The sequence below is a fragment of the Kitasatospora sp. NPDC059973 genome, assembly GCF_042737525.1.
Taxonomy (GTDB): Bacteria; Actinomycetota; Actinomycetes; order Streptomycetales; family Streptomycetaceae; genus Kitasatospora.
Genome location: NZ_JBHWUI010000205.1, coordinates 1 through 12,812 on the forward strand (window position 1 = coordinate 1; position 12,812 = coordinate 12,812).

At 73.3% G+C, this 12,812-nt stretch carries 2 protein-coding genes; both read left to right on the forward strand.

From position 1 onward, the window contains the following. Positions 1–214: 214 nt before the first annotated feature. The gene (locus ACFWA9_RS34600) at positions 215–4,882 is read left to right on the forward strand and encodes an amino acid adenylation domain-containing protein (protein WP_380392708.1); all 4,668 of its coding nucleotides are present in this window, start codon (positions 215–217) and stop codon (positions 4,880–4,882) included. A gap of 2 nt (positions 4,883–4,884) precedes the next feature. Beyond that, on the forward strand, positions 4,885–12,812 hold a 7,928-nt coding region (locus ACFWA9_RS34605), incomplete at its 3' end, for an amino acid adenylation domain-containing protein (protein ID WP_380392710.1).

Below are 12,812 nucleotides of genomic sequence, written 5' to 3' on the forward strand. Positions count from 1 at the left end.
CCGAGGGCACCGGCGGCACCAAGCAGGAGTGCCTCACCCGCATCGGCGAGGTGTGGACCGACATGCGCCCGCTGAGCCTGCGCACCCGGATGGCCGCCCAGGCCGCCGCCAACTGAACGACCCCGCTCTCCCGCGGCGGCCCCCACCGGCCGCCGCGGGAGAGCGCGCGTCGTCGTACCGCCCACCCCACCGTGACACCGAGCGAGGAGCTCTCGTGACCCCGCGGCCTTCCCTGCACGACCTGATTGCGAGCTCGACCCGCCGGGCTCCCGACGCCATCGCCGTGTCCGACCACCAGGACCGCGCCGACTACCGCCGGCTCGACGAGCACGCCGGCCGGCTGGCGCACTTCCTCGCCGAGGCGGGCATCGCGCCCGGCGGCGTCGTCGGCGTGCACCTCTCCCCCGGGGCGGCGTTCGCGCGGACCGCCCTCGGCATCTGGCGCGCCGGCGCGGCCGTCCTGCCCCTGCCCGCCGACCTCCCGCTCGGCGCCCTGCCCGCCCGGGTGGAGCTCGTCCTCACCCTGGACGAGGACGCGCCCGAGCGGCACGGCGCCGCCCGGGTCGTCGGCCCCCGCGCGCTGGCGCGGGACCTCGCCGACCGGCCCGCCGACCACCCCGGCCGGCCCGCCGGGCCGACCGACGCCGCCTGGCTGCGCCACGACCCGGCCACCGGCCGCACCCTGGTCCTCGACCAGGCCGCCGTACTGCACCAGATCGACTGGGTGGTCGAGGAGTTCGGCCTGGAGCCGGGCGACCGGGTGCTCTGCGCCGGCGGCACCGACGGCTGGTTCGCCCCGCTGTTCGCCGCGCTGGCCGCCGGGGCCACCGCCGTCCCGGTGACCGACCCCGCCGGCCTCGCCGCCGTCGCCGCCGAGCAGCGGGCCACCGTACTGGCCGGCGCGCCCGCGCTGCTCGCCGCCGCCGACCTGCGGCCCCGCACCGCCCCCCGCCTGGTGCTCGCCGCCGGCGCCGGGCTGACCGCCGGCACCGCGCGCGCCCTGACCGCCGCCGGCGCCGAGGAAGTGTGCAGCCTCCACCTGCTCGACGGCGCCCTCGCGGTGACCGCCCACACCGTCGACCCGGACCGCACCGGCCCGGACACCCTGCTCGGCCGCCCGATCGACCGGATCCCGCTGCTCGTCCTCGACGAGTACGGCGACCTCGTCCCGCCGGGCGTCCCCGGCCGGCTGAACGCGGCCGGCCTCGGCGCCGGCGCCGGCTACCTCGACGACCCGCGCACCACCGCCGAGCGGCTGCGCCCCGCCGTCTACGGCACCGCCGGCAGCCGCATGCACGCCACCGGCGACCTGGTCCGCTGGCAGGGCGACGGCGTCCTGGAACTGCTCGACGAGGCCGACCGCCCGCAGGCCGCGCCCGCCGGCGCCGCGCCCGGCCGCCCCGCCCACGTCGCCCCCGTGACCGCCGTCGAGCGGACCGTGGCCCGGATCTGGTCCGAGCTGCTGGAGGTGGCGCAGGTCGGCCTGGACGACAACTTCTTCCAGCTCGGCGGCTACTCGCTGATCATGACCGAGCTGGCCAAGCGCCTCCACGCGGCCACCGGCACCCCGATCGTGCTCGCCGACCTGTTCGGCGCGGTCACCGTCCGGGAGCAGGTCGCCCTGCTCGCGGACGCCCGGCCGACCGCCGCCGGCATCACCCCGGTGCCCCGCGACCGGCCGCTGCCGCTCTCGTACGGCCAGCGCCGGATCTGGCTGCTCGACACCATGGAGCCCAGCCCGGAGTGGACCGCCCCGCTGTTCCTGCGGCTGCCCGGGGACGTCGAGGCCGACACCGTCCGCCTGGTGCTCGACACCCTCGCCGACCGCCACGAGGCGCTGCGCACCCGCTACACCGTCGTCGACGGCGAACCGCTCCAGGAGATCGGCGAAACCCTGCCGATCGAGCTGCGGTGCGCCGAAGGCAGCCGCGAGCGGATCGTCGAGCTCTTCCGCGAGCAGTTCGAGACCGGCTTCGACCTCGCCTCCGGCCGGCTCTGGCGCGCCACCCTGGCCCGCACCCCCGCCGATGGTGACGAGCAGCTGCTGCTCGTCACCATCCACCACATCGCCTGCGACGGCTGGTCGGCCGCCGTCCTGGAGGAGGAGTTCCACCAGCTGTGCGCCGCCCTGCGGGCCGGCGTCACCCCGCGGCTGCCCGCCGTCCCGGTGCAGTACGCCGACTACGCCGGCTGGCAGCAGGAGTGGCACTCCAAGGAGCGGCTGGCCGACGAGCTCGACTACTGGCGCACCGCGCTCGACGGGCTCGTCCCGCTGGAGCTGCCCGCCGACCACCCGCGCCCCGCCAAGCGCGACCCGCACGGCGACGTCGTCACCTTCGACATCCCGCAGCGCCTGATGGCCGCGGTCACCGACCTCGGCCAGAGCCGCGAGGCCACGCCGTTCATGACGCTGCTGACCGCCTTCGGCACCGTGCTCGCCCGGCTCAGCGGCCAGTGGGACGTGGTGATCGGCACCCCGGTCGCCGGCCGCACCCGGCCCGAGGTCGACCGCACCGTCGGCTTCTTCCTCAACTCGCTGGTGCTGCGCTGCCGGCTGGCGGAGGGCCTGACCTTCACCGAGGCCCTGGAGAAGGTCCGGGTGGTCTGCCGCGAGGCCTTCGCCCACCAGAACCTCTCCTTCGAGCACATCGTGGACGAGCTGCGCCCCGAGCGCGACCAGTCCCGCACCCCGCTCTACCAGGTCGCCTTCAACCTGCACGACGGCCAGCTGATCGGCGGCATGCCCGACCGCGCCGACATCGACTACCTCCACCCGGCCCGCCAGGTCGCCAAGACCGACCTCACCCTCTACGTCCGCAGCGAGGCCGACGGCACCTGGAGCGGCGCCTTCGAGTACACCGACGCGCTGTTCGAGCGGACCACCGTCGAGCGGCTGGCCGACCACTTCCTGCGCCTGCTGGAGTCCGTCACCGCCGAGCCCGCCGTCACCCTCGCCGCCGCCGGGATCATGGCCGAGCGGGACCGCGAGCAGCTCACCGGCTGGGGCACCGGCGAGCACGCCGACTGGCCGGCCGGCACCACCCTCGACCTGTTCGAGGAGCAGGCCCGGACCACCCCCGACGCCGTCGCCGTGATCGCCGGCGAGACCCGGCTGACCTACGCCGAGGTGGACGAGCGGGCCAACCGCATCGCCCACCACCTGATCGCCCTGGGCGCCGGCCCCGACACCGTCGTCGGCCTCTGCCTGGCCCGCGGACCGGAGCTCGTCCCCGCCCTGCTCGGCATCTGGAAGGCCGACGCCGCCTACCTGCCGCTGGACCCGTCGCTGCCCGCCGAGCGGCTGCGCCACGTCCTCTCCGACTGCCGCTCGCCGCTGCTCGTCACCACCTCCGACCAGGCCTCCGCCACGGCGGGCCACCAGGGCGCCCTCGTCCTGCTGGACGCCGACCGCGCCGCCGTCGAGGCCCGCCCGGCCGAGCGGCCCGCCCGCTCCGGGGACCCGGAGCTGCTCGCCTACGCGATCTACACCTCCGGCTCCACCGGCCGCCCCAAGGGCGTCATGGTGCACCACCGCGGCCTGGCCAACCACCTGCGCTGGGCGGCCCGCGACCTGACCGGCACCGAGGGCGGCGCCCCGCTGTTCAGCTCCGTCGCCTTCGACCTGCCGGCCACCAACCTGTACGTGCCGCTGATCACCGGCCGCGCGGTGCACGTCCTGCCCGCCGACCTGGATCTCGCCACCCTCGGCGAGACGCTGCTGGCCGGTGCGCCGTACGCCTTCGTCAAGCTCACCCCCGGGCACCTCGAACTGCTCACCGACCAGCTGACCGACGAGCGGATGTCGGCACTGGCCCGGCTGGTCCTGGTGGCCGGCGAGGAACTGCCCGCCCGCCTCGCCAACCGCTGGCTCACGGCCCTCGGCCCCGGCCGGCTGATCAACGAGTACGGACCGACCGAGGCCTCGATCGGCTCCACCGTGCACCCCGTCGACCGGCCGCAGGCCGCCGCCGTACCGCTGGGCGGCCCGCTGCCCAACACCACCGCCCTGGTGCTGGACCGGTCCGGCCGGCCCGTCCCGGTCGGCGTCGCCGGCGAACTCCACGTCGGCGGCGAGGGCCTGGCCCGCGGCTACCACGGCCGGCCCGAGCTGACCGCCGAGAAGTTCGTCCCGAACCCCTACGGCCCGGCCGGCTCCCGCCTCTACCGCACCGGCGACCTGACCCGGGTGCTGTCCGACGGCAGCATCTCCTTCCTCGGCCGCATCGACACCCAGGTCAAGCTGCGCGGATACCGCATAGAACTCGGAGAGATCGAGGCCGTACTGTCGGAGCTGGCACCGGTCCGCGACGCCGTGGTGATCGTCCGGGAGAGCACCACCGGTGAGAAGTCGCTGGTCGGCTACCTGGTCACGGACGGCACCGGGCCCGTCGACCTCGGACCGGTCAGGGCCGCGCTCGCCGAGCGCCTCCCCGACTACATGGTCCCGTCGGCCCTCACGGTGATCGACCGGATCCCGCTCACCGCCAACGGGAAGGTCGACCGCCGGGCCCTGCCCGACATCGACGCCGGGGACGACGGCTTCCAGCCGCCCACCACCCCCACCGAGGAGCGGATCGCCCAGATCTGGGCCGAACTGCTCGGACTGCCCCGGGTCGGCGTGCAGGACAGCTTCTTCACGCTCGGCGGCCACTCGATCCTGGCCATCCGCATGACCTCCCAGCTCCAGGACGAGTTCGACATCGACCTCTCCATCGGCACCGTCTTCGCCCAGCCCACCGTCGGCCGTCTGGCCGCGGCGATCGAGGACCAGATCAGGGCCGAGATCGAGCAGCTGAGCGACTCCGAGATCGCGGAGTCGGACCTCTTCGCCCCCAGCACCGCCACGGCCGGCGCCGCCGCCACGAACTCCAAGGAGAACTAGGAATGAACACCGGCGACATGAAGTCGACCAAGCAGGACGTGGCAGCGCAGCGCGAGGAGCTGCTGCGGCGCCGGCTGGCCGGCAAGCGGGGCGGTCGCCGGTCCCTGATCACCACGGTTGATCGGGACCAGCCGCTGCCCGTCACGTTCGGTCAGCAGCAGATGTGGTTCCTCAACCGCCTGGAGCCCGACAGCGCCGAGTACCTGGTACCGCTGGCGCTGCGGCTCGACGGGACGCTGGACCGCGCCGCCCTGCGCGCGGCGTGGACGGAGATCGTCGCCCGCCACGAGATCCTGCGGACCCGCTACCTGCTGGCCGGCGAGGAGCCGGTCCAGATCGTCGACGCTCCCGCGGCCCCGCCGTTCCCCGTCGTGGACCTGGCGGACGTCCCCGTCCAGGACCGCGAGGCGCGGGCCCGGGAGCTCGCCGAGCAGGAGATCGTCACCCCGTTCGACCTGGAGCGCGACTGGCCGGTCCGTGCCCGGCTGTTCGCCCTCGCCGAGGACCGGCACATCCTGGTCGTCACCTTCCACCACATCGCGTGCGACGCCTGGTCGATGGGCGTCTTCGCGGAGGAACTCGGCGCCCTGTACACCGCGTTCACCGCCGGCGCGCCCTCCCCGCTCGCCCCGCTGCCGGTCCAGTTCGCCGACTTCGCCGCCTGGCAGCGCAAGGAGCTGAGCGGTGACGTGCTCGACCGCCAGCTCGACTACTGGCGCGGCCGGCTGTCCGACGTCCCGGTCATCGACCTGCCCACCGACCGCCCCCGCCCCGCCCGCCGCGAGTCCGCCGGCGACGCCGTCACCTTCACGATCCCGGCCGGACTCGCCGAGCGGGCCCAGCAGGTGGCCGCCGAGAACGACGTCACCCGGTTCGTCGTCCTGCTCACCGCCTTCCAGTCGCTGGTCTCCCGCTACACCCGCACCACCGACATCCCCGTCGGCGTCACCGTCTCCGGCCGCGCCCGCCCCGAGCTCCAGCGGCTGATCGGCTACGGCATCAACGTCGTGGTCAACCGCCTCGACTGGCAGGGCGACCCGACCTTCCGCGAGCTGCTCGCGACCGGCCGCCGCACCATGCTGGACGCCTACGAGCACCAGTCCGTACCGTTCGCCCGCCTCGTCGACGAGCTGCAGCCGAAGCGCGACCTCTCGCGCACGCCGCTGTACCAGGTCGACTTCATCCTCCGCGAGCACCAGGCGCCCGCCTTCGAGCTGCCCGGCCTGACCGTGCGCCCCGAGTCCGCCGACCGGATCGCCAAGGTCGACCTCACCCTGGACATCACCGACGGCGTGAACGGGCCGCTGGAGGCCCGGCTCTGCTTCGCCACCGCCCTCTTCGACCGCGGCACGATCGAGCGGATGGCCGCGCACTACCTGAACCTGCTGGCCGGCCTCACCGCGACGCCGGACGCCCGGCTCTCCGCGATCGACTTCCTGCCGGCCGCGGAGCGTGAGCTGCTGCTCGACACCTGGAACACCGCCGTCGAGCAGCCGGTGGAGGACTGCGTCCACGAGCTGTTCGCCGCCCAGGCCGCCCGCACTCCGGACGCCATCGCCCTGACCAGCGGCAATCAGAGCCTCACCTATGCGGAGCTGGACGAGCGGGCCAACCGCATCGCCCACCACCTCATCGCCCTCGGCGCCGGCCCCGAGCAGATCGTCGGCCTCTCGCTGGAGCGCGGCCCCGACCTCATCCCCGCCCTCCTCGGCATCCTGAAGTCCGGCGCCGCCTACCTCCCGCTCGACCCGGCCAACCCGGCCGACCGCCTCGCCTACATGCTCGCCGACGCCAAGGCACCGATCCTGCTCACCCACTCGGCCCTGGACGAGCTGGAGTTCACCGGGACCCGTGTGTTCGTCGACGCCCACGCGGACGAGATCAACGCCCGCCCGGCCACCGCACCCGTGACCGGCGTGCGTCCGGACAACCAGATCTACGTCATCTACACCTCGGGCTCCACCGGCCGGCCCAAGGGCGTCAGCCTCACCCACGCCAACGTCGCCCGCCTGTTCACCGCCACCCGCGACCAGCTGGCCCTCTCGACGAACGACGTCTGGGCCCTGTTCCACTCCTACGCCTTCGACGTCTCCGTCTACGAGATGTGGGGCGCCCTCCTCCACGGCGGCCGCCTCGTCGTCGTCCCCGCCATGGTCGCCCGCTCCCCCCAGGACATGACCGACCTGCTCACCACCGAGCAGATCACCATGCTCTGCCAGACCCCCTCCGCGTTCCGCTCCCTCGCCACCACCCTCACCACGAGCACCGGCACCGGCACCGGCACCGGCACCGTCCTGCGCACCGTCATCTTCGCGGGCGAACGTCTCGACGTCACCGAACTCACCGACTGGACCCGGACGTTCGGCTGGACCAACCCGACCCTCGTCAACATGTACGGCCCCACCGAGACCACCGTCTACGCCACGTTCCACCAGGTCACCCCCGCCGAACTCACCGGCCCCCGCCGCAGCGTCATCGGCACCCGCCTCACCGACCTCACCATCCACCTCCTCGACCCCGCCGGACACCCCGTCCCCATCGGCGTCCCCGGCGAACTCCACGTCGGCGGCCCCGCCATCGCCCGCGGCTACCTCAACCGCCCCGAACTCACCGCCGAGCAGTTCGTGCCGGACCCGTACGGACCCGCCGGAACCCGCCTCTACGCCACCGGCGACCTCGCCCGCTACCTCCCCGACGGCACCATCGACTACCTCGGCCGCATCGACAACCAGATCAAACTGCGCGGCTACCGCATCGAACTCGGCGAGATCGAAACCGCCCTCACCGCCCTGGACCACATCCACCAGGCCGTCGCCATCGTCCGCGACGACACCCTCCTCGCCTACCTCGTCACCGATGACACCGACGGCACCACCGGCACCGGGTTCGACCTCGCCACCGTGCGCCGCGAACTCGCCGCCACCCTCCCCGAATACATGATCCCCGCGGCGTTCGTCACCCTCGACGCCATCCCCCTCAACAGCAGCGGCAAGACCGACCGCCGCGCCCTCCCGGCCCCCGACCTCGACGCCTTCACCACCACCGGCTACACCGCCCCCCGCACCCCCGTCGAGGAACGCCTCGCCGCCGTCTGGGCCGAGGTCCTCGGCCTGCCCCAGGTCGGCGTCGAGGACAGCTTCTTCGACCTCGGCGGCGACTCCATCCGCGCCGTCCGCCTCGCCGGAGCCCTCCGCGCCGCCGGCTACGACATCACGGTCCGCGACGTCTTCGAACAGCGCACCATCGCCGCCATGGCCATCGCGGTCGGCGACGGCACCGGCGAGTCCCTGATCACCGCCGTCCAGCCCTTCGCCCTGATCGGCGAGGACGACCGCGCGGCCCTCCCGGCCGACGCCGTGGACGCCTACCCGCTCTCCCAGGTCCAGACCGGCATGCTCGTCGAGATGCTGGCAGCGACCCACGGGCGGAACGTCTACCAGAACATCACCTCCTTCCGCCTTCCGGACCGCCAGGCGTTCTCGCCGGACGCCCTGCGCGGCGCCGTCGAGCTGATCACCGCGCGCCACGAGACGCTCCGCAGCTCGATGCACCTGGACGGGTTCTCGCAGCCGCTCCAGCTGGTGCACGCGACCGCCGGGATCCCGGTCACCGTCCATGACCTGCGCGGCTCGACCGCCGAGCAGCAGGCCGAGGACGGCCGTGCCTTCGCCGCCGCCGAGCGCGCCGCCGCGTTCGAGCTCACGGCCGCTCCGCTGATGCGCGTCGCCGCACACCTGGAGTCCGACGAGTCCTGGTACCTGACCCTCACCTACCCGCACGCCATCACCGACGGCTGGTCCGTCAACTCGATGCTGGTGGAGCTCCTGGGCGACTACCAGGCGCTGCGGGACGGCCGCGAGCCCGCCGCCCCGGCGCCGCTCCCGGTGCGCTACGCGGACTTCATCGCCGCCGAGCAGACCGCGCTGGCCGACCCGGAGACCCAGGCGTTCTGGCAGCAGGTCGTCGACACCCACAGCCCGCTGGTCCTGCCCGCCACCTGGGGCGGCGAGCCGGGCGGCCGGACCGGTCTGCAGGTGCCGTTCGCGGACCTGGAGGAGGGGCTGCGCAAGCTCGCGGCCGAGGCGAGGACCTCGCTCAAGAGCGTCATGCTGGCCGCCCACCTCAAGGTGATGGGCAGCCTGACGGCCGAGGAGGCCTTCCACACCGGCGTGGTCTACCACGGCCGCCTGGAGGCGCCCGGCGCGGACCGGGTGCTGGGTATGCACCTCAACACCCTGCCGTTCCCGGCCAGTCGGGGTGCGAGGACCTGGCGTGAGCTGGTCGAGCGGACGTACGCGACGGAGACCGCCATCTGGTCCCACCGCCGCTACCCGCTGCCCGCCATCCAGCGCGCCGCCGGCAGCAGCGGCGAGCTGGTCTCCGTGATGTTCGACTTCCACGACTTCCACCAGCTGGACGCCGACGAGGTCGACACCTCCGCCGAACTGCGGGAGAGCGCCAACGAGTTCGGGCTGACCGTCATCACCCGTGACGGGCGCTTCCACCTCAGCAGCACGACCGAGGCCTTCGGTGCCGAGGGCCTGGAGCGGTTGGGTGGGTTGTACCGGTCGGTGTTGGAGGCGATGGCGGCGGATCCGGAGGGTGACGCGCGTGTGGTGCCGTTGTCCGGGGCCGAGGTGGCGGTGTTGTCCGCGCCGGGGCGTGAGGTGGTGTGGTCGACGGTCAGTGCGCCGGAGGCGTTCGCGGCCCGGGTCGTGGAGTCGCCGGACGCGGTCGCGGTGGTGGTCGGTGATGTGGAGCTGACGTACGGGCAGGTGGCGGAGCGGGCGGCGCGGTTCGGTGCGCTGTTGCGGGCGGCGGGTGTCGGTCCGGAGAGCGTGGTGGGTGTGTGCCTGCCGCGTGAGGCGGATCTGGTGCCGCTGCTGCACGGCGTCTGGCTGGCGGGTGGCGCGTATCTGCCGATCGATCCGGCGCTGCCGGGTGAGCGGATCGACTACATGCTGGCGGACTCGGGCGCGGCGGTGCTGGTCACCGTGAGCGGCCGGTCGGTGGAGTTCGCCGGGACCAGGATCGACCTGGACACGGTGGTGCTCGACGAGACGCCGATCCTTGCCGTGCCGGGAGTGGTTCCGGAGCAGTTGGCGTATGTGCTGTACACGAGTGGTTCGACGGGGCGTCCGAAGGGCGTGATGATCGGGCACGGTGCGCTGCACAACCTGCTGGCGTCGGTGCGGGACGACCTGGGTGTGCCGGATGGTTCGGTGTGGCTGGCCTCGACGTCGGTGTCGTTCGACATCTCGGGTCTGGAGCTGCACCTGCCGCTGGTCACGGGTGGCCGGGTGGTGCTGGCGCGGGACCATGAGGTGAAGGATCCGGCGGCGCTGATCGCTCTGGTCGGGGCCCACCGGGTGACCCACGTGCAGGCGACGCCGTCGGCGTGGCGGCTGCTGCTGGAGGCGGGTTTCGAGGAGCGTTCGGTCACCGCGCTGACGGGTGGCGAGCCGTTGCCCGGGCACCTGGCGTCCGCCCTGTCGGCGGTCACGCGGCGGGTGGTCAACGTCTACGGTCCGACGGAGACGACCATCTGGTCGAGCTTCTGGGAGGTGCCTACGGGTGCGGGGGCGGTGAGCATCGGCCACCCGTTGGCCAACACCGGCCTGTACGTGCTGGACGAGGGGCTGCGGCTGCTTCCGTCGGGGGTGACGGGTCAGTTGTTCATCGACGGTGACGGGGTGGCCCGGGGCTACCACGGCCGGGCGGACCTCACGGCGGAGAGGTTCCTGCCGAACCCGTACGGGGCGGCGGGTTCGCGGCTGTACGCGACGGGTGACCTGGCCCGGTTCCTGGCGGACGGCAGTCTGGAGTGCCTGGGCCGGATCGACAGCCAGGTCAAGGTCCGCGGTTACCGCATCGAGCTGGGCGAGATCGAGACGGTCCTGAGCGGGCTGGAGCAGGTCCGCCAGGCCGTCGTGACCGTCCACGACGAGGCCCTCGTCGCGTATGTCGTGCCCGCCGGCGGCCGGGTGGAGGCGGGGGAGCTGCGGGCCCGCCTCGCCGAAACCCTGCCCGAGTACATGGTCCCGGGCGCGTTCGTGGCGATCGACGCCGTCCCGCTGAGCAACAGCGGCAAGGTCGACCACCGCGCCCTCCCCGCCCCCGACCTGGACGCGTTCGCCACCGGCGGCTACACCGCCCCGCGTACTCCGGTCGAGGAGCGCCTGGCGGCCGTGTGGGCCGAGGTCCTGGGTCTGCCGCGGGTCGGTGTCGAGGACAGCTTCTTCGACCTCGGCGGCGACTCCATCCGCGCCGTCCGCCTCGTCGGAGCCCTCCGCGCCGCCGGATACGACATCACCATCCCCGACGTCTTCCAGCAGCGCACCATCGCCGCCCTCGCGGCCCGGATCGGTGACGGCACCGGCGAGTCCCTGATCACCGCCGTCCAGCCCTTCGCCCTCATCGGCGAGGACGACCGCACGGCCCTCCCGGCCGACGTCGTCGACGCCTACCCGCTCTCCCAGGTCCAGACCGGCATGCTCGTGGAGATGCTCGCGGCGCAGGGCGGCAACACCTACCACAACCTGAACTCCTTCCTCGTTCCCGACGAAGTCCCCTTCGACGCACCGACGTTCCGCCGCGCCCTCGACACGGTGGTGGCCCGGCACGACATCCTGCGCACCTCGATGCACCTGGACGGCTACAGCCAGCCCCTCCAGCTCGTCCACGCCACCGCCGACGTCCCGGTCGCGATCCACGACCTGCGTGCGCTCGCCGCCGAGGAGATCGCGGCGCGCAAGCAGGAGTTCATGACCTCCGAGCGCGCCATGGGCTTCGAGCTGGCCGACGCGCCGCTGGTCCGCATCGCCGTGCACCTGGAGTCCGACCGGGCCTGGCGTCTGACGTTCAGTCACATTCATGCCGTCACCGAGGGATGGAGCTACCACACCCTGGTGATGGAGATCCTCGCCTGCTACCGCAGCCTGCGGAACGGCGAGCAGCCGGCCGTCTACGAGGTGCCGTCGGTCCGCTACGCGGACTTCATCGCCGCCGAGCAGACCGCGCTCTCCGACCCGCAGACCCAGGCCTTCTGGCAGCAGCTCGTCGACGCCCACAGCCCGCTGGTCCTGCCGACCTCCTTCGGCGCCCCGGACGCCGGCGTCGAGCAGCTGCATGCCCGGGTGCCCTACACCGACATCGAGGACGGCCTGCGTCGTCTCGCCACCGAGGCGAGGACGTCGCTGAAGAGCGTGCTGCTGGCCGCGCACCTCAAGGTGATGGGCAGCCTGACGGCCGAGGACGCCTTCCACACGGGCGTCGTCTACCACGGCCGCCTGGAGGCGCCCGGCGCGGACCGGGTGCTCGGCATGCACCTCAACACCCTGCCGTTCCCGACGACTCGGGGCGCGAAGACCTGGCGCGAACTGGTCGAGCGGACCTACGCGACGGAGACCGCCATCTGGTCCCACCGCCGCTACCCGATGCCCGCCGTCCAGCGCGCCGCCGGCAACTCCGGCGAGCTGGTCTCCGTCCTCTTCGAGTACTTGGACTTCCACGTCGTCGACGAGAACTCCGTCGACCTGGACGGCTCGATGGGCGACGGCTCCAACTCGTTCGCCCTCAATGTGATCGTGCGTGGCGGCCGAATCAACCTCGACAGCATGAGCACCGCGATCGACCGGGCGAACCTGAACTCCCTGGGTGAGCGCTACCGGCTGGTCCTGGAGGCGATGGCCGCCGACCCCAACGGCGACGCGACCCTCTCCCACCTGCCCGAGACCGAGCGCGCCCAGCTCACGACCTGGGCCGCAGGCGACCCGGTCGACTGGCCGCAGGGCCTGACCGTCGACCTGATCGAAGCCCAGGCCGCCGCGACCCCGGACGCGATCGCCGTCATCGCCGGCGAGACCCGGCTGACCTACGCCGAGGTCGACGAGCGGGCCAACCGCATCGCCCACCACCTGCTCACCCTCGG